Genomic DNA, 17,984 nt, shown 5'->3' on the forward strand with positions numbered 1-17,984 from the left:
ATTAATTGATTTGATTTGAAGAAAGATTACTTTATTGTTCTAGTTTCACTCATGTTGCTTTCAATTGTTGGGGTAATTGCTGTGCAGGCATATTGGATAAAAACATCATACAATAATAAAGAAGAAGCATTTTCTTTGGCTGTTAATCAAGTTCTTGAATCTGTATCTATTGAAGTTCAAAATAGAGAACTTGATGATTATATTATGGCTTATGAACGTTTGATAGATTCAGTTGGTAAGCCTAATGACTCGAATTTTACAGATGTATTTTTATTTCTTCCAGAAGAGAATACCACAAATTTATCAACTTTTTTTGCTTACGGAATTTTACAAGAGAATTATAAAATTAACGGATTAGATATTGATCCAAGGTTTGAAGGATTAAATACTTTATCAGATTATAAAAATGTTAATACAACTGCAATAATAAGTAACGATGTTTTTAATCGTGAAAACACAATGGTATCATCAGTTTCAAAATTAAAATCAGTAGAAAGAAGAAACCCTTTTGAGGTTGCTAAATACAGATCAATATTTATGCAATACATGGCTAATCTTCCAATTCATAAAAGGGTGAGTACACAGGAAATTTTATTTTTATTAAACAAAGGTCTTGATGATAAAAATATTAAGACACCATTTGAGTTTGGGGTTTATAATAATAAGTTGGCCACTAGAGTCAAATTAAACTCGTATAAAGAGGAAAATATAGGACCGCGTTACGCAACGCCAATATTGGTTGATGATACTGGAAGAAGTCCATACGAGTTAGTTGTATTTTTCCCAAAAAAAGAAAATTTCGTACTCTCCTCTTTAATTGGGGTAGCAGGATTATCGATAATACTAACCGTTTTTATAGTTTTAGTTTCATTTAGTGCACTTTATCAAATAATTCAACAAAAAAAAGTTGCAGTAATGAAAACTGACTTTATCAATAATATGTCTCATGAGTTTAAAACCCCAATTGCAACTATTGGCTTAGCAATTGATTCAATTTTAAATCCAAAATCAATTAATCAACCAAAAAAAATTAGGGAATATACTAAGATGATTAAAGAAGAAAATCATAGAATGTTAAAGCAAGTAGAAGATGTTTTGAGAATTTCACAATTAGAAAGAGGAACTCTTCAAATAGAAAAAAAAGTTATTAAAATTAATGATATAATAAATGATGCTATTAGTCATGTTTCTCTCATAATAAAAAGTAGAAAAGGAAATGTGGAGATCAATTTATCCAATGAAGACCATGCGATATTTGGTAACAGTAATCATTTAACAAATGTTTTTGTTAATATTCTAGATAATGCGATTAAATATTCAACAAAATCTCCACACATAAAAATAAGAAGTCTTGCCGATAAAAATAAAATATTTATTTCAATAGAAGACAATGGAATAGGGATGGATATTAATACACAGAAATTGGTATTTCAAAAATTTTATAGAGCTCAAACAGGTAATATACATGATATTAAGGGACACGGACTTGGTCTAACTTATGTTAAAAAAATCATTCAAGTCCATGAAGGACAGATTAATCTTAAAAGTAAAAAAGGAGTAGGCACAAAACTTGAAATATCAATTCCTTTATTTTTTAATAAATAAATACAAATGGAAAACAAAAAGATTTTAGTAGTTGAGGATGATGCGAATTTTGGAAGTATTCTAAGAGATTACCTTTCACTTAATAGTTATAATATTACTCTTGCCAAAAACGGAATTGAAGGTTATGAAAAATTTAAAAAAGATGATTTTGATTTGTGCATTCTTGATGTTATGATGCCATACAAAGACGGTTTTACTTTGGCTAAAGAAATAAGGGAAAAAAACAGTAATGTTCCAATTATTTTTTTAACAGCTAAGACTTTAAAAGAAGATATTTTAAAGGGCTTTAAGGTAGGGGGTGACGACTATCTTTCCAAGCCTTTTGATTCTGATGTCCTATTGGCTAAAATCAAAGCTATTTTGAATCGTCAAAAGGTAGTTGAAGATATTAATTCGGATGAATTTGAATTTAAAATCAGTAAATTTAATTTTAACTCAAAACTTAGATTATTGTCATTTATTGCAGAAGAAAATATTAAGTTATCCCCTAAAGAAAACCAATTACTAAGACTTTTGGTACTTCATTTAAACGATTTACTCCCTAGAGAAGTTGCATTAAATAAAATATGGAGAGATGATTCGTATTTTACTTCAAGAAGTATGGATGTTTACATTGCTAAGCTCAGGAAATATTTAAGTAGAGATTCTAATATTGAAATTGTTAATATTCATGGAGAAGGTTTCCGTTTATTAGTTAATGATTAATATTTTCTCGGATGAAAGTTTTTCATTACGGACTTAAGATACTTTGTATCCATATGAGCATATATTTCAGTTGTTGTTATACTTTCATGACCCATCATAACTTGTATAGTTCTTAAATCTGCTCCGTTCTCAAGTAGATGAGTTGCAAAAGAGTGTCTTAAGGTATGTGGACTAATTTTTTTAGCAATTTGAGCTTGCTCACCATATTTTTTAACTAATGTAAATATCATAGATCTGGTCAACTGTTTTCCATTTCTATTTAGAAATAAAATATCTGAATATAAAGGATTAACTTTCTTAAATATCCGGTGCTTTTTTAAGTATATTTCAATATGTTTTTTAGCATAATCTCCCATAGGCACTAGCCTTTGTTTATTTCCTTTTCCAATAACTTTTATTAAGTTTTCTTTAAAAAATAAATTTGATATAGTTAAGTTAACCAGTTCGCTTACTCTGAGTCCTGATCCGTACAATGTCTCTATGATTGCAATATTTCTATGACCTTGTTTTTCGGATATACTTATTACAGATAATAATTTTTCAATTTCTTGTATTGATAAAACCTCTGGAAGCTTTCTTCCCAATTTTGGAGCTTCTATTAAAACTGTTGGGTCATCTTTTCTGAGGTTCTCAAAACATAAATAATTAAAAAAACTTTTCAATCCAGAAATTCTTCTGGCCATTGAGTGAGAACTTTTATACTTAGCTTCTTCATATATGAAACTTTGGATTTCATCACTGTTTATATCTTTTGGCTCGTTTGTTTCAATATCTATATTGTAATATCTAATAATAGAATCTAAATCAAATAAATAACTTGTAATGGTATTTATTGATAAGCCTCTTTCAATCTTTAGGTAATTTTTATATTGTATTATTGCCGATTTCCAGACCATTAAATATTTTAAATAAGTACTCTTTAATAAAGAAAGTTAAATGTAGTATTTTTGTTAAAATGAAACGAATGAAAATCTCTATTATTAATGGTCCAAATTTAAATTTACTTGGCAAAAGAGAACCTAATATATATGGTTCAGTGACATTTGAAGACTATTTGAAGTCCTTAAAAAAAGAGTTTTCTAATATAGAGTTTGATTACTTTCAATCTAATATAGAAGGTGAAATTATTGATCAAATTCAACAAGTTGGTTTCTCTAGTGACTCAATATTATTAAACGCAGCAGCATACACACACACTTCAGTTGCAATAGGGGATGCTATTATGGCAATCGATTCGCCAGTAGTTGAGATACATATTTCAAATACTTTTTCAAGAGAGGATTTTAGACATAAGTCATACATAACACCTGTAGCTAAAGGATTAATTGTTGGTTTTGGAATAGATAGTTATAGGTTAGGTGTCTTAGGTGTCATAAAGTAAGATATTTAAAAACCAGTATAATTACAGAGGTAATTGCAAAACTAACTATAATTAAACCTTCATAGTAAGATGATTTACACCCCAAATCTTCCACATCTTATCACTATTGTTGTTTTTAAAATATTTTATAGAAATTTTATAAAGTGTTATAAATGATATAATGAAAATTGATAAGGAAAGAATTACTAAAGGTTGCACATATCTTAAAATTGAATTTTAAAGATGAATAACTTCTCCATAAGCCGCTGCAACTGATTCCATGACAGCTTCACTCATGGTTGGATGGGGATGAACTGTTTTTAAAACTTCATGCCCAGTAGTTTCAAGTTTTCTTGCTAAAACTGCTTCTGCAATCATATCAGTTACACCAGCTCCTATCATATGACATCCTAACCACTCACCATATTTAGCATCAAAAATAACTTTAACAAATCCGTCAGATGTCCCACTTGCCTGAGCTTTACCGGAGGCTGAAAAAGGAAACTTCCCAACTTTAATATCATAACCCTTATCTATTGCCTGAACTTCAGTTAGACCGACAGATGCAATTTCAGGATAAGAATACGTGCAACCAGGAATATTACCGTAATCAAGAGGTTCAATATTTTTCCCAGCTATCTTTTCAACACATAATATTCCTTCTGCAGAAGCTACATGAGCAAGTGCTTGACCACTTGTTACATCACCGATTGCGTAATATCCTGGGATATTTGTTTGATAAAAATCGTCAACTAATATTTTATCATTGTCTGTTATTATTCCAACATCTTCCAATCCGATATTTTCAATATTAGACTTAATTCCAACAGCAGATAAAATAATGTCAGCTTTTAAAACTATTTCAGCGTTATTTTTTTTTATAATCGCACTAACCATTTTGCCTTTAGTATCTGTTTTTATTAATTCTGAGCTAGTTAATATTTTTATTCCTTTCTTCTTGAAATTGACTTCCAAGGCTTTTGATATTTCCTCATCTTCTACAGGAACTATTCTGTCTAGGTACTCAACAACGGTAACCTCTGAGCCCATAGCATTGTAGAAATAAGCAAATTCGATCCCAATAGCACCTGATCCAACGATTATTATTTTTTTTGGCTGGGTTTTTAAAGTCATTGCTTCTCTATAGCCTATTATTTTTTTTCCATCCTGAGGTAGAGATGGGAGAACTCTTGATTTTGCACCAGTAGCAATTATTATATTATCTGCTTGTAAACTAATATTTTCTCCAATTGTTTTTTCAATTGAAACAGTTTTATCTGATTTTACCCTTCCGTAACCCTCGATAACGTCAATTTTATTTTTTTTCATTAAAAAACTAACACCTTTACTCATACCAGATGCAACATTTCTACTTCTATTGACAACTGCGTTAAAATCTTTATCGTATTCTTTAACAGTTAATCCATATTCATTAGCATGTTTTAGGTAGTCAAAAACTTGTGCAGATTTTATTAATGCCTTAGTTGGAATACAGCCCCAATTTAAACATACCCCGCCAAGACTTTCTTTTTCAACAATAGCAGTTTTAAAGCCAAGCTGAGAAGCTCTAATCGCAGTTACATAACCTCCAGGACCACTACCTAATACGATTATATCGTATGATTTCATGTTTTATTTTTTTAATTTTTCAATATCATTTTTTAAACCTTCAACAGTTGCCTTTAATTGTATTACCATAACCAGCGCACCTACACCAAAAATAAATCCATTAATACCCATAGTTTCTGTAATAATAATTTTAAACAAATGTACTTAAAAATAGTTTCTTTTACTTGAGCTTCGAATTAGCTTTAAATTCTATACTTGCAGAATTAACACAGTACCTTTTTCCTGTATTTGTTGGGCCATCATCAAAAATATGCCCCTGATGTGATCCGCACTCTGAACAAAGAATTTCAGTTCGAATCATACCATGAGTTATATCTTTTTTGAATTTTATGGAGTTTGGAATAGAACTATCGTAACTAGGCCATCCGCAGCTACTATCGAATTTAGATTTACTATCGTACAATTCTTGTTTACACCCCTTACATATGTATGTGCCATTTTCAAAATGGTTATTATACTTCCCACTAAAAGGACTTTCAGTACCTTTTTCTCTCATTATATAAAACTCTTCAGAGGATAGTATTTCCTTCCAATCTTGATCACTTTTTTTAAAATTATATTTTGGATTACTCATTGCTTTGGAATAAAAGTTAGTGATGCTGAATTTATACAATGTCTTTCTCCAGTAGTTTCTTTTGGACCATCGTTAAATAGATGACCAAGATGACCTCCACAGGAAGAACATTTTAATTCTGATCTGGGATACCCTAGATTATAATCAACGTCAAACTCTATATTTTTTGTTATGCCTCTATCAAAGCTTGGCCATCCAGATCTTGAGTCATATTTATATTCTGACTCATATAATGGTGACTGACATGCTGCACAAACATATAGTCCAGAACCATAATTCTTGTCATATTTTCCAGAAAATGCTCTTTCTGTTCCAGCCTGCCTAAGAACAAAGTATTGGATTGATGATAATTCGTTTCTCCACTGTTCTTCAGTCTTATCAACTTTATATTTATTAGTTGAAGAAACATCATTTTGATTTGATTTTTGAGAATTACAACTAGTACTAAGTATCAAAAAAAGAATTAAATATTTTTTCACGTTTTTTTTCAAAATTACTTCAATATGTTAATCTTTTCATCTCTTTAAATGTTTTTTTTAACACATAATAAAAAATCTAGAACTACATAAATATTAAATTATTTTTAAATCATTACTTTGCGATTCAATTAACTAAAACATAATGTTTTCAAAAGCAGTTCCGTTAGAGAAGGGGAGTAAGAAAATTATAGACGCTTGGGTTTCGTATGATTGGGCTAATTCGGCTTACTCTCTTGTAATAACTTCAGCAATTTTTCCAATATATTATGGTTCGTTGTTTAGTGAAATTAAAACTATAGATTTTTTCGGTACTCAAGTTAAGTACTCAGCAATGATTAGTTTTGTTACAGCTTTTGCATTTATAGTGATTTCTGTTATCACCCCAATTCTTTCAGGAATTGCAGATTATATAGGTGACAAAAAAAAATTCATGAAATTTTTTGTTGTTTTAGGATCAATGTCATGTATTGGTTTGTTCTGGTTTGATTTAAGTACAATATACTTAGGATTAACTTTTTATTTTTTGACATTAATTGGTTTCTGGACGAGTGTAGCTTTTTATAATTCATATTTACCCGATATAGCTTATCCTGAACAGCAAAATAGAGCCAGTGCTCGAGGCTATTCAATGGGATACATAGGAAGTGTTATTTTATTGCTTTTCAATCTTTCAATGGTAATGAATCCTGATTTTTATGGAATATCAGGAACAACATCGGAGGCTTCAATGACTGCAATGAAATATCCTTTTATTTCTGTGGGGTTTTGGTGGTTGTTGTTTAGTCAAATTTCTTTGTTTTACCTTCCAAAGGGAAATCATAGTAACAAAATAACAAAAGATGTTTTTTGGAACGGATTTAAAGAGTTAAAAATAGTCTTGGATCAATTGATAGGTAATTTAAGATTAAAAAGATTTCTTATTGCTTTTTTTCTCTACAGTATGTCACTTCAAACTGTATTGTTAATTGCTACGTATTTTGGTGAAGCTGAAATTCAGTGGGCTAATTCTACTGAAAAGACTGTAGGATTAATAGTTAGTATATTATTAATTCAAATTGTTGCAATTTTTGGAGCAATAATTACTGCAAGAGCATCTGAGCGTTTTGGAAATATTCCAGTTTTAATTATTATAAACGTAATATGGGCATGTCTTTGTATTCGAGCCTTTTATATTCATACTCCTGCAGAGTTCTATTTGGTTGCTGGTTTTGTTGGGATGGTAATGGGAGGTTTACAATCGCTATCAAGAGCCACTTATTCAAAATTTATTCCTTTAACTAAGGATACAGCATCCTTTTTTAGTTTCTATTCAGTAACTGAAAAGGTTGCCATAATCATTGGAATGCTAATGTTTGGAATAATCGACCAAATCACCGGCAGTATGAGGAATAGTATTTTGGTGTTTGCGGCTTTTTTCATTGCAGGAGTTATTTTATTACTCAGAGTCCCAAAACAAAAAGATTAGTTGCAATTTCATTTAAAATATTTTTAATTTAAAATTCTTGGCACAACTATTGAAATTACAATAGGTGTTACTTATTATTACTGGAAAAATTAAATAGTATATTAATGACACGTATTTTAAATGACACATTGACACTAAATTAATATGGCAAAAACACCCTATGCAAATTTTGACAGTTTTTCTCTCAAAGAGATAGAAGCTGAAGCTGACTTAATTCCTTTAATGACCTCAGAAGATGAAGAAGCCCTAAATAAAGAAGCTTTACCAGAATCAATCCCTATTTTGCCACTAAAAAATACCGTACTGTTTCCAGGCGTAGTAATTCCAATTACCGCAAGTAGGGACAAATCTATTGAGTTAATAAAAGATGCTAACAAAGGAGATAAAGTTATTGGAGTCGTTGCTCAAAAAGATAAGTCTACCGAAAACCCAGAATTAAAAGATATTTATGATCTTGGAACTGTTGCTCAGATTTTAAGAGTTTTAAAAATGCCTGATGGAAATACTACTGTTATTATTCAGGGTAAGAAGAGATTTCAAATCGAAGAAATAATTTCTGATAAGCCCTATTTTAAGGCTAAAATAAAACCAGTTAATGACATATCTTTAGATTCTAGTAATAAGGAGTTTACTGCTGTTGTTGATTCAATTCGTGATCTTGCACTTCAGATAATTCAAGAAAATCCAAATATCCCTTCAGAGGCTTCATTTGCTATTAAAAATATTAATAGTAACTCATTCTTGATAAACTTTGTCTCTTCAAATATGAACTTGTCAGTAAGCGACAAACAAGAGATTTTATCATTGACAAGTCTAAATGAAAGAGCTTTATTGTGCCTGAAGTTTATGAATATGGAATATCAGAAACTTGAATTGAAAAATGACATAAGATCAAGAGTCCGATTAGACATGGATCAGCAACAAAGAGAGTATTATTTAAACCAACAGTTAAAAACAATTCAAGAGGAGCTAGGTGGTATTTCATATGAAGAAGAGGTAGACGAACTCAAGGTACGTTCCAAAACAAAAAAGTGGAGCAAAGATGTTAGTGATCATTTTAATAAAGAGTGGGGAAAACTTCAAAGAATGAACCCTCAAGTAGCTGAATATTCTGTTCAGAGAAATTATTTAGAGTTAATATTAGATTTACCTTGGAACGATTTTTCAACAGATAAGTTTGATCTTAAAAAAGCGCAAAGAATTCTAGATAGAGACCATTACGGTCTTGATGAAGTAAAAAAACGTATAATAGAATATTTAGCAGTTCTAAAACTAAGAAATGACATGAAGTCACCTATTTTATGTCTCTTTGGTCCTCCTGGTGTAGGAAAAACTTCTTTAGGAAAATCAATAGCAGAATCGCTTGGAAGATCATATGTGAGAGTTTCTTTAGGGGGGATGCGTGATGAATCTGAAATAAGAGGTCATAGAAAAACTTATATAGGAGCTATGCCCGGGAGAATTATTCAGAGTTTAAAAAAGGCAAATAAATCTAATCCAGTTTTTGTTTTGGACGAAATTGATAAATTAACTCAAGGATCACAAGGAGATCCCTCAGCAGCTTTATTGGAAGTTTTGGATCCTGAGCAAAATAATTCATTTTATGATAATTTTTTAGAAATCGGATATGATTTATCTAAGGTAATGTTTGTTGCAACTGCAAACACTATGGCCTCAATTCATCCAGCTCTACGAGATAGGATGGAGGTTATAAATGTTAGTGGATATACACTTGAAGAAAAAACTCAAATAGCTTATAAACATCTCCTACCTAAGCAATTAAAAGAGCATGGTTTAACAAAAAATCATTTAAGCCTAAAAAAATCTGTTATATCAAAAATAGTAGAGAGTTATACCAGAGAATCTGGAGTAAGAGGATTAGACAAGCAAATGGCGAAAATGACAAGATATGTTGCAAAATCAATCGCTCTAGATGAAGAATACAAGATTTCTCCTAATCTATCAGATTTAACAAATATATTGGGACCTGCGAAAGTAAATCGTGATTTAGCTGAAAACAATCATGTTGCTGGAGTAGTAACTGGATTGGCATGGACATCAGTAGGCGGTGATATTCTTTTTATTGAATCTTCTATATCTCAAGGCAAGGGGAATTTAGGTATTACTGGGAATTTAGGAAAAGTAATGAAAGAATCTGCTACTATTGCTCTGGAGTTCTTGAAATCAAATTCTCAAAGACTTGGTATTGATAATTTTCCTTTTGATAAGTATAATATTCATATTCATGTTCCTGAAGGGGCAACTCCGAAGGATGGACCTAGTGCAGGTATAACAATGTTAACCTCCTTGATGTCTTTATTTACTCAGAAACGAGTTAAGAAAGGTCTTGCAATGACTGGTGAAATAACCCTAAGAGGTAAGGTTTTACCTGTTGGAGGCATAAAAGAAAAAATATTAGCTGCCAAAAGATCAAAAATTAAAGAAATAATTTTGTGTGAGCAAAATAAAAAAGATATTGATGAAATAAAACCCAGTTACTTAAAAGGTTTAAAATTCCACTACGTTAGCGAGATGATTGATGTTTTGTCAATAGCAATAACGGAGAAAGATGTTGTCAATTCAAAAAAAATATTAGAAATTAAAAAATGAAAAGTATTATTGCAATCGACGGTTATGCAGCTACAGGTAAAAGTAGTCAGGCAAAAAGAATTGCAAAATCACTTAATTATAAATACATAGATACTGGAGCTATGTATCGGGCAGTTACATATTATTGTATGATAAATGATTTACTAATTCAGCCTATAAATGTGAAGGAAATTTTAGAAAAAATCAAAATAATCAATCTAGAATTTAAAATTTTAAATAACGCCCAGGTTATCTTTTTAAATAATGTTGATGTTGAACCTTTTATAAGAAAAATGGATATTGCTAATAATGTAAGTAAAATAGCAATAATTCCTGAAATAAGAGAATTTCTTGTTAAAATTCAAAGAAGGATTGGGGTAAAATATAATGCTGTAATGGATGGACGTGATATCGGAACAGTAGTTTTTCCAGATGCTAAAAATAAATTTTTTCTAACAGCTTCACCAGAGATAAGAGCTGAACGACGATATAAAGAATTAAAGTTGAAAAATGAAAATACTACTTATTCAAAAGTTTTAAAAAACATTAAGGAAAGAGATCTGGAAGACTCCTCCAGAAAGGACTCTCCATTAAAGCCATCCAGAGACGCAATCATAATTGATACTTCAAATTTGAATGAGGATGAAGTATTCGATAGATTAATTTCTTTTATTAATAATTAACGATAAAAAAGAATTAATTTCGTCACAAACGTTCTTTAACAATATGCTAACTCGAAGACACATACGGATAAAGGTAATGCAGTCTTTGTATTCGATTTCCCATCAAGGAAAGCAAAGTCTTAAAGATCAATTAGATTTTTATAATGAAAGTGTTAAAAAGTCATTTGATCTTTATTATCTGATAATGTCGATTTATAAGAATATTTATTTGTATGCTCAAAAAAATATTGAGTTAGAAAAAAAACTTCAATATGAATTGCCCTATTCAATAGCTGATAAAATTGTTAAAAACCCCTATTTTAAATTTCTTTGTGAACATAAAACTATATCAGAATTTATTGATAAAAGAAAAATTAATAATTGGAACCTAGATTCCGAATATATAAATCAATTTTATAAAGACTTGAGCTCGAAACCTCTTTTTGGTGAGTACGACCCAGGTAAAAATAATGAAGAGGATAGTTTATTTTGTGTTAACTTTTTTAAAGAATGTGTTGCTCAATCAGACAAGCTATATGAATATCTAGAGGACAAAGAACTAACGTGGATAGATGATTTCCCTGTTGTAAACACACATATACTGAAACAAATTAAATCTTTAAATATTGAAAAATCTTTAAAATTTAATTTTCCTTTTTTTAATATTGAATCTGAAGAAATAGTTTTTGGAAAAGACATGCTAAATAAAGTGATTTCCAAAAATGAGCTATTGGAGTCAGAAATAAAAGGAAAAACTCCAAATTGGGATTCTGAAAGGATTGCTGATATGGATTACATATTGTTAAAAATGGCTATTTCAGAACTTTTATACTTTAAAGAAGTACCTGTCAGGGTCACAATTAATGAATACATAGAAATTGCTAAAGATTATTCAACACCTAAAAGTAATATTTTCATTAACGGAGTTCTAGATAATATTTCTAAGGATTTTGATCTAAATGGGAGATTAAAGAAATCTGGAAGAGGCTTATTGTAAGGAATTTTATTTACTTTTGATCTAGAAATAATTAATTTATAATACATGAAAAATATTTTTTACTCAATCCTAGTTGTATCACTTATTGTTACGTCTTGTGGCGAAAGTGCATCAAAAAAAATCAATCAAGATAATGTTCAGGCTACTGAAGTTCAAGCTCAAGCAAATACTTCAAACTCTCCAGTTATGACTTTTGACAAGCTTTCACATGATTTTGGAAATATAAACGAAGGAGATATTGTTAAAACTACTTTTTCTTTTACTAATACAGGAAAAAGTGATTTAATTATCGTTGATGCTCGTGGAAGTTGTGGATGTACTGTTCCACAATATCCTAAAAATGTGCCAATCGCTCCAGGAGCAAAAGGTGAAATTTTAGTTAGTTTTGATTCTAGTAATAAGCCTAGTCTACAACAAAAAGCTGTGACTATATCAGCTAATACTGAAAGTGGAAGGGAAATGCTTAGAATTAAGGCAATGGTTGCTCCAGATGCAGTCAAAGAACAACAAAGACAGGCTCAAGCTAAAGCTCGTCAAGCTCAAAATTAATAAATGCAAGGATTTTCAGACCAACTTCCTTTCTTACTATTAATGTTAGTGGTTTTTTTCTTCTTCATTATATTACCTCAAACGAGAAGGCAGAAGAAAGAAAAAAACTTCATGAACAACCTTAAAAAAGGTGACCGTATTATCACTAAAAGTGGTATACATGCAAAAGTTTTTGAATTGAACGACAAAGACAATACTTGTATTATTGAAACTCAAGCAGGTAAACTAAAAGTAGAGCGCTCAGCAATTTCATTAGAAATGAGTGATAAACTTAAAAAGAGTTTATCAAAAAAGTAATTAAACCCCGAATTTTCGGGGTTTTTCAAAAAGAGTTAATCTCTAATGTATAAGAGTATCCTTAAGCCTATTTTATTCTTATTTGATCCCGAATGGGTTCATCATTTTGTTTTCAAAACAATTAAGATTTCTCATTTCATTCCATTTCTTGGTTTAATAATAAAAAAAATATATTGCATTGACCACCCTAAGCTAAGTCGTAAAGTTTTTGGTCTTAATTTTAAAAATCCTATTGGATTAGCTGCTGGTTTTGACAAGGATGCAAAACTATATAATGAATTAAATAATTTTGGCTTTGGTTTCATTGAAATTGGAACCGTCACCCCTAAAAGCCAATCAGGTAACCCAAAAAAACGATTATTTAGATTATCAGAAGACTCAGCTCTTGTTAATAGAATGGGTTTTAACAATGAAGGAGTTAATTTCGCAGTTTCAAGATTGAAGTCGAATAAGAATGTGCTGATAGGGGGTAATATTGGGAAAAATAAAAATACCCCAAACGAGAAAGCAATTGATGATTATAAATATTGTTTTGAGTATCTTTTTGATTACGTTGATTATTTTGTTGTAAACGTAAGCTCCCCAAACACTCCAAACCTTAGAGCTCTTCAAGCCAAAGAACCTTTGAAAGCCATACTTAATGGTTTACAAGTATTAAACAATCAAAAAGAAAAAAGAAAACCTATTTTATTAAAAATTTCTCCTGATCTTAATGATAATCAGTTGATTGATATTATTGATATTATTGATGTCACAAAAATCGATGGAATTATTGCTACTAATACTACTTTAGATAGAAAAGCTTTGAAGTCAAAGAATCGTAATGAAACAGGAGGGCTTAGTGGTAAACCCTTAAGAGATAAAAGTACAGAAGTAATTAAGTTTTTATCTAAAAAAAGCAACAAAAGCTTTCCGATTATCGGAGTAGGTGGAATTCACACCCCTGAAGATGCTATAGAAAAAATTAAAGCTGGTGCAGATCTAATTCAGTTATACACTGGCTTCATATATGAAGGACCAGGTATTGTAAAAAAAATTAATAAAGCATTAATTAAAACATAGAATCTGATTTCTCGAATAATTTATTCAAAATAATTGAAACTTTCTCCAGGTTTAATTTTTTGAATTGTTTCATAAATCAATCGGATTACATTTTCTACATCTTCTTTCTGAACCATTTCAACGGTTGTATGCATGTATCTTAAAGGGAGAGATATTAAAGCAGATGCTACACCACCATTACTGTAAGCAAATGCATCAGTATCTGTCCCTGTGAATCTAGATGAAGCAAGTCTCTGAAATGGTATTTTATTTTTATTCGCAACCGAAATTATTCTTTCTCTTAATTTATTGTGAACTGCCGGAGCATATGAAATAACTGGACCATCTCCAATTTGAGTTTTACCTTGCTCTTTTTGATTAATCATTGGGGTAGTTGTGTCGTGACAAACATCAGTAACAATTGCAACATCAGGTTTAATTGTTTGAGTAATCATTTCAGCACCACGAAGTCCAACTTCTTCCTGAACAGAGTTTGTTATATATAGTCCAAAAGGCAGTTCAATTTTATTTTCCTTAATTAATCTAGCAACTTCAGCTATCATAAAGCCTCCAGCTCTATTATCGATTGCTCTACAAACAAATTTGTTTTTATTTAGAATTTGAAAAGTATCAGGATATGTTATTACACATCCAACATGAACACCCATTTTTTGTACTTCTTTTTTATCTTTTGCTCCGATGTCAATACAAATATTATTAAGTTTTGGAGTTTCTTCCTTTCCAGCTTTTCGAGTATGTATTGCTGGCCAACCAAATACTCCTTTTACAATTCCTTTGTCTGTATGGATATTTACCCATTTTGAAGGAGCTATTAGATGATCGCTTCCTCCATTTCTAATAACGTATATCAATCCATTATCAGAAATATAATTTACATACCATGAAATTTCATCAGAATGACCCTCAATTACTACTTTGTATTTTGCTTCAGGATTAATTACTCCGACGGCAGTTCCGTAAACATCAGTAATAAAATTATCTACATAGGGTTTTAGATATTCCATCCATATCTTTTGCCCATTAGCCTCGTAACCAGTGGGTGCTGAATTATTTAAATATTTTTCTAAAAAATCAATTGACTTCTGATTTAAAACTTTCATATATGTAAAATTTATTTAATGACTAAAATAATAATTAATGATCATTAAACTGTTTCAAAATCTCAGTTTTTATACCTTTGAAAATAATGAATAATAAGATTTTATATTTACTTTTTTTACATGTCACCTTTTGCCTTTCTCAATCTACTGAAATAGAACAATCTTTATTTGTAGTAGGGGAGGATTCGATCCCAAAATCAGCAATAAATTTAAAAGAAATAATTGTATTCCAGCCACTTACTTTTAACTCTTACGATGCAGCAAAAAAATATGCGATATTAAGAAATAGAACTTATAAAGTTTATCCATATGCTAAATTAGCAAGTGATCGTCTTCAGATTTTAACATCAAGACTTGAGAATATTAATACGAAAAGTAAAAAAAGAAAGTATTTAAAAAGGTTGGAGAAATTCATTTATGATGAATTTGAAAAGGATTTAAAAAAACTATCACGTTCTCAGGGTAAAATACTAATTAAATTGGTTCATCGTCAAACGGGAGAAACAACTCATAAATTAATAAAAGAGTTAAGAAATGGATGGAAGGCAACAATATATCAAGCAACAGCATCTTTTTTTAAATTATCACTCAAGGAAACATATGATCCAAAGGAAAGTTACGAGGATTATTTAATTGAAGATATATTACTTCGAGCCTTTTCGAAAGGTAAACTTGTTGAACAATCTACAGCCTTAGATTATGATCTAGATTCTTTGTATGATATATGGAAGAATAAGTCAGATTCAAATGTATTAAAAACTGCTGATCAAGTTAAATATAGATTAATTAACTAAATTTTTGTTTTAACGTCTCGAATTAAGTTTAGATAAAAGTCTTAGAATTTCTAAATAAAGCCAAATCAGAGTTACCAAAAGTCCAAAAGCTCCATACCATTCCATATATTTTGGTGCTTTTTTTTCAGCAGCCTCTTCAATGAAATCGAAATCAAGAACTAGGTTAAGAGATGCAATTACAACAATAAATAAACTAAAACCTATACTCATCAGTGATGCATTAGTAGGATCTAAAACTCCTATACTTGATCCAAAAAAGCTCATAACCATATTTACTAAATATACAATCATGATCCCTCCAGTTGCAGCAGCTACACCCAATTTAAAATTCTCAGTTGGTTTTATAAAACCTGATCTGTATGCCATTAATAGTGATAGGAGTATTCCAACTGTAAGAAAGATTGCATTAATAACAATTCCATCGTAAACACTATTATACATATAAGAAATCCCCCCTAACAAACCACCTTCTAAAATTGCATAAATAGGGACAGTAATAGGAGACCATTCTTTTTTAAAAACTGTTACTATACCTGTAATAAAACCTCCAATTCCAAATAAAATCAACATTGAAATACTGATGTTTGTAAATGAATAGTATCCAGTACCAACTAAAAGAATTAAACTCATAGCTGTTTTATTTACTGTACCCTCAATAGTCATGGATTCAGCGGATATATTTGAATAAGTAAAAGAATTTTTATTTAAAACTGGGTTACCTGATCTGTAAGAAATATGTCTATTCATGAATTAGGATTTAAAAGCATTTATTATAAAAATAATCCAACCGATTATTAAAAGTGATCCTCCAATGGGAGTTATAGGTCCAACCCATTTTAAATTTATCTTGATTAATGATTGAAGAGAGAGTAAAAAAATACTAAATGAAAACAGTAGTGTTCCACTAATAAAAAACTTATAAATAAGTTTTTTACCTTCAATTGGTAATATTGATATAATTAATAATGCAAGGCCATGATACATTAAATATCTTACTCCTACTTCGAAAGATTGGAGTGCGTATTCATCCAAATATTTTTTCAATAAATGACTTCCGAATGCACCAAAAACAACAGAAAGTAAAGCGAAAATACCTCCAAAAACTCTTATTTTATCCATTAATATTTTTTTATTTTCACAAATATAAACAAATATGCAATGATGATTTCTAGAGTTTTGACAGTAGTGTCTTTAATCGTTTTAAGCCGTCATTTCTTGCCTTTATATTTGCTTCTGAAGCATCGACACTCTCACCTGCTCTGAAAAATCCGTGACCAGCACCATCATAAATAACTGGTTCAAAAAATCCTTTCGCTTTTTCCATAGCATTAGTACTGCTTTCTATTGTTGCATTTACCCTGTTATCATTTCCTCCATAGAAACCATATACTGGAGCTTTTATTTTTTTATAATCAATTTCATTTTTCGGTCCAGATCCATAGCAGACAAAAACTGCAGAAAGTAATGAGTTATTAGTAGCATATCTAAAAGATTGGAGTCCTCCCCAGCAAAATCCAATTATTGCAACTTTGCCGTTAGCCGATTCGATATTTTTTCCATATTTAAAAACAACATCTAGATCAGATGTCACCTTTTCCGGGGAGAGATTGTAAATTGCTGTTCTTGCCATGTCAGAGTTTGTAAAATTTGAAGTACCTCCTCCGTCTGGAGCAGTTCCTGACAACAAGTCTGGAGCTAGAACTATATATCCCATTTCTGCAATCTGATCACTCATATTTCTAGCCCAATCATTAAGCCCCCTGTTTTCATGAATTAAAATAACTACTGGAACCTTTTTGACTACTTCAGGAAAAACGACCAAGGTATTGATCTCTTTATCATTATTAATTAACTTTTTCCATTCATGATGACGTGGAGATTCCTCTAAACGTTCAATAAATTTTTGAGAAAAAACACCAATTGGAATTAAAAGGATAATTATTAAATGTTTCATAGAATTAACTTTTTGTTAAATATTACCTATTTTAAATTGCATCACCAAATTAACTAAAGTTAACTAAAAATTAGAATCAAGTTGTAACTTATAGTTGTACATTTGATTTGTATGCGTAAAACACTACTTCTTGCTTTACTCATTCTTTTTTCTTGTTCCAAGG

At 30.2% G+C, this 17,984-nt stretch carries 20 protein-coding genes; 11 read left to right on the forward strand and 9 right to left on the reverse strand.

Going from position 1 to position 17,984, the window contains the following annotated elements; translation table 11 throughout:
• Nucleotides 1-15 precede the first annotated feature (15 nt).
• Nucleotides 16-1,605, forward strand: coding sequence for a sensor histidine kinase (locus tag AC3ATN_RS01210; protein ID WP_487531379.1), 1,590 nt, complete (start codon nucleotides 16-18; stop codon nucleotides 1,603-1,605).
• A complete protein-coding gene (locus AC3ATN_RS01215; RefSeq protein ID WP_487531403.1) occupies nucleotides 1,606-2,310 on the forward strand; it encodes a response regulator transcription factor in 705 nt (234 codons plus the stop codon).
• Here AC3ATN_RS01215 and xerD read toward each other — a convergent pair.
• Entirely contained in the window at nucleotides 2,307-3,206 is a 900-nt protein-coding gene (gene xerD / locus AC3ATN_RS01220; RefSeq protein WP_487531380.1) for a site-specific tyrosine recombinase XerD, read from the reverse strand. The genes AC3ATN_RS01215 and xerD overlap by 4 nt on opposite strands.
• 68 nt (nucleotides 3,207-3,274) lie before the next feature.
• Here xerD and aroQ point away from each other — a divergent pair, with 68 nt between their 5' ends.
• Entirely contained in the window at nucleotides 3,275-3,691 is a 417-nt protein-coding gene (aroQ, locus tag AC3ATN_RS01225; protein WP_487531381.1) for a type II 3-dehydroquinate dehydratase, read from the forward strand.
• A gap of 216 nt (nucleotides 3,692-3,907) precedes the next feature.
• Here aroQ and lpdA read toward each other — a convergent pair whose 3' ends face one another.
• From lpdA to msrB (AC3ATN_RS01245), 4 genes are read right to left on the reverse strand one after another with little or no spacing between them, the layout of a single operon-like run.
• Nucleotides 3,908-5,299, reverse strand: a complete 1,392-nt coding sequence (gene lpdA / locus AC3ATN_RS01230) for a dihydrolipoyl dehydrogenase (protein WP_487531382.1) — start codon at nucleotides 5,297-5,299, stop codon at nucleotides 3,908-3,910.
• 3 nt (nucleotides 5,300-5,302) lie between these two features.
• Nucleotides 5,303-5,437: a hypothetical protein gene (locus AC3ATN_RS01235; RefSeq protein ID WP_487531383.1), complete on the reverse strand. Its 135-nt coding sequence runs from the start codon at nucleotides 5,435-5,437 to the stop codon at nucleotides 5,303-5,305.
• Nucleotides 5,438-5,459: 22 nt separating this feature from the next.
• Nucleotides 5,460-5,873, reverse strand: coding sequence for a peptide-methionine (R)-S-oxide reductase MsrB (msrB, locus tag AC3ATN_RS01240; RefSeq protein WP_487531384.1), 414 nt, complete (start codon nucleotides 5,871-5,873; stop codon nucleotides 5,460-5,462).
• On the reverse strand, nucleotides 5,870-6,352 hold the full coding sequence (gene msrB / locus AC3ATN_RS01245) for a peptide-methionine (R)-S-oxide reductase MsrB (protein WP_487531385.1): 483 nt from the start codon (nucleotides 6,350-6,352) through the stop codon (nucleotides 5,870-5,872). Before msrB (AC3ATN_RS01245) ends, msrB (AC3ATN_RS01240) begins: the two co-directional genes overlap by 4 nt.
• 142 nt (nucleotides 6,353-6,494) lie before the next feature.
• On the opposite strand from msrB (AC3ATN_RS01245), the gene AC3ATN_RS01250 reads away from it, so the two are divergent.
• The 7 genes from AC3ATN_RS01250 to AC3ATN_RS01280 all read left to right on the forward strand — a co-directional run bounded on the left by AC3ATN_RS01250 (nucleotide 6,495) and on the right by AC3ATN_RS01280 (nucleotide 13,973).
• Complete coding sequence (locus tag AC3ATN_RS01250) at nucleotides 6,495-7,817, forward strand: MFS transporter (RefSeq protein WP_487531386.1); 1,323 nt, start codon at nucleotides 6,495-6,497, stop codon at nucleotides 7,815-7,817.
• Nucleotides 7,818-7,961: 144 nt separating this feature from the next.
• Nucleotides 7,962-10,427: an endopeptidase La gene (gene lon, locus AC3ATN_RS01255; RefSeq protein WP_487531387.1), complete on the forward strand. Its 2,466-nt coding sequence runs from the start codon at nucleotides 7,962-7,964 to the stop codon at nucleotides 10,425-10,427.
• Nucleotides 10,424-11,089, forward strand: coding sequence for a (d)CMP kinase (gene cmk / locus AC3ATN_RS01260; RefSeq protein WP_487531388.1), 666 nt, complete (start codon nucleotides 10,424-10,426; stop codon nucleotides 11,087-11,089). The genes lon and cmk overlap by 4 nt, the downstream gene beginning before the upstream one ends.
• 43 nt (nucleotides 11,090-11,132) lie before the next feature.
• On the forward strand, nucleotides 11,133-12,065 hold the full coding sequence (nusB, locus tag AC3ATN_RS01265; protein WP_487531390.1) for a transcription antitermination factor NusB: 933 nt from the start codon (nucleotides 11,133-11,135) through the stop codon (nucleotides 12,063-12,065).
• A gap of 45 nt (nucleotides 12,066-12,110) precedes the next feature.
• Nucleotides 12,111-12,614 carry a DUF1573 domain-containing protein gene (locus AC3ATN_RS01270; protein WP_487531392.1) on the forward strand — a complete coding sequence of 168 codons (504 nt, stop codon included), beginning with the start codon at nucleotides 12,111-12,113 and terminating at the stop codon, nucleotides 12,612-12,614.
• 3 nt (nucleotides 12,615-12,617) lie between these two features.
• Entirely contained in the window at nucleotides 12,618-12,911 is a 294-nt protein-coding gene (gene yajC, locus AC3ATN_RS01275) for a preprotein translocase subunit YajC (protein WP_487531393.1), read from the forward strand.
• A gap of 45 nt (nucleotides 12,912-12,956) precedes the next feature.
• Nucleotides 12,957-13,973: a quinone-dependent dihydroorotate dehydrogenase gene (locus AC3ATN_RS01280; RefSeq protein WP_487531394.1), complete on the forward strand. Its 1,017-nt coding sequence runs from the start codon at nucleotides 12,957-12,959 to the stop codon at nucleotides 13,971-13,973.
• 20 nt (nucleotides 13,974-13,993) lie between these two features.
• Here AC3ATN_RS01280 and AC3ATN_RS01285 read toward each other — a convergent pair whose 3' ends face one another.
• Complete coding sequence (locus AC3ATN_RS01285) at nucleotides 13,994-15,073, reverse strand: M42 family metallopeptidase (protein WP_487531395.1); 1,080 nt, start codon at nucleotides 15,071-15,073, stop codon at nucleotides 13,994-13,996.
• An 86-nt stretch (nucleotides 15,074-15,159) separates the two neighbouring features.
• Here AC3ATN_RS01285 and AC3ATN_RS01290 point away from each other — a divergent pair, with 86 nt between their 5' ends.
• Nucleotides 15,160-15,867, forward strand: a complete 708-nt coding sequence (locus tag AC3ATN_RS01290) for a DUF4294 domain-containing protein (protein ID WP_487531396.1) — start codon at nucleotides 15,160-15,162, stop codon at nucleotides 15,865-15,867.
• A gap of 9 nt (nucleotides 15,868-15,876) precedes the next feature.
• Here AC3ATN_RS01290 and AC3ATN_RS01295 read toward each other — a convergent pair whose 3' ends face one another.
• The 3 genes from AC3ATN_RS01295 to AC3ATN_RS01305 are packed head-to-tail and all read right to left on the reverse strand — an operon-like array spanning nucleotide 15,877 to nucleotide 17,821.
• Entirely contained in the window at nucleotides 15,877-16,614 is a 738-nt protein-coding gene (locus AC3ATN_RS01295) for a Bax inhibitor-1/YccA family protein (RefSeq protein ID WP_487531397.1), read from the reverse strand.
• A gap of 3 nt (nucleotides 16,615-16,617) precedes the next feature.
• Nucleotides 16,618-16,986, reverse strand: a complete 369-nt coding sequence (locus AC3ATN_RS01300) for a DUF423 domain-containing protein (RefSeq protein WP_487531398.1) — start codon at nucleotides 16,984-16,986, stop codon at nucleotides 16,618-16,620.
• Between the two features lie 49 nt (nucleotides 16,987-17,035).
• Nucleotides 17,036-17,821 carry a dienelactone hydrolase family protein gene (locus AC3ATN_RS01305; RefSeq protein WP_487531399.1) on the reverse strand — a complete coding sequence of 262 codons (786 nt, stop codon included), beginning with the start codon at nucleotides 17,819-17,821 and terminating at the stop codon, nucleotides 17,036-17,038.
• Between the last annotated feature and the right edge of the window lie 163 nt (nucleotides 17,822-17,984).

Source organism: Candidatus Marivariicella sp. (assembly GCF_983056325.1).

Coding starts and splice junctions, on each gene's coding strand:
- yajC (WP_487531393.1), top strand. CDS start 12,618: ATGCAAGGATTTTCAGACCAACTTCCTTTCTTACTATTAATGTTAGTG.
- AC3ATN_RS01290 (WP_487531396.1), top strand. CDS start 15,160: ATGAATAATAAGATTTTATATTTACTTTTTTTACATGTCACCTTTTGC.
- nusB (WP_487531390.1), top strand. CDS start 11,133: ATGCTAACTCGAAGACACATACGGATAAAGGTAATGCAGTCTTTGTAT.
- cmk (WP_487531388.1), top strand. CDS start 10,424: ATGAAAAGTATTATTGCAATCGACGGTTATGCAGCTACAGGTAAAAGT.
- AC3ATN_RS01305 (WP_487531399.1), bottom strand. CDS start 17,821: ATGAAACATTTAATAATTATCCTTTTAATTCCAATTGGTGTTTTTTCT.
- lpdA (WP_487531382.1), bottom strand. CDS start 5,299: ATGAAATCATACGATATAATCGTATTAGGTAGTGGTCCTGGAGGTTAT.
- AC3ATN_RS01295 (WP_487531397.1), bottom strand. CDS start 16,614: ATGAATAGACATATTTCTTACAGATCAGGTAACCCAGTTTTAAATAAA.
- AC3ATN_RS01280 (WP_487531394.1), top strand. CDS start 12,957: ATGTATAAGAGTATCCTTAAGCCTATTTTATTCTTATTTGATCCCGAA.
- xerD (WP_487531380.1), bottom strand. CDS start 3,206: ATGGTCTGGAAATCGGCAATAATACAATATAAAAATTACCTAAAGATT.
- AC3ATN_RS01285 (WP_487531395.1), bottom strand. CDS start 15,073: ATGAAAGTTTTAAATCAGAAGTCAATTGATTTTTTAGAAAAATATTTA.
- AC3ATN_RS01250 (WP_487531386.1), top strand. CDS start 6,495: ATGTTTTCAAAAGCAGTTCCGTTAGAGAAGGGGAGTAAGAAAATTATA.
- AC3ATN_RS01270 (WP_487531392.1), top strand. CDS start 12,111: ATGAAAAATATTTTTTACTCAATCCTAGTTGTATCACTTATTGTTACG.
- lon (WP_487531387.1), top strand. CDS start 7,962: ATGGCAAAAACACCCTATGCAAATTTTGACAGTTTTTCTCTCAAAGAG.
- msrB (WP_487531384.1), bottom strand. CDS start 5,873: ATGAGTAATCCAAAATATAATTTTAAAAAAAGTGATCAAGATTGGAAG.
- AC3ATN_RS01300 (WP_487531398.1), bottom strand. CDS start 16,986: ATGGATAAAATAAGAGTTTTTGGAGGTATTTTCGCTTTACTTTCTGTT.
- aroQ (WP_487531381.1), top strand. CDS start 3,275: ATGAAAATCTCTATTATTAATGGTCCAAATTTAAATTTACTTGGCAAA.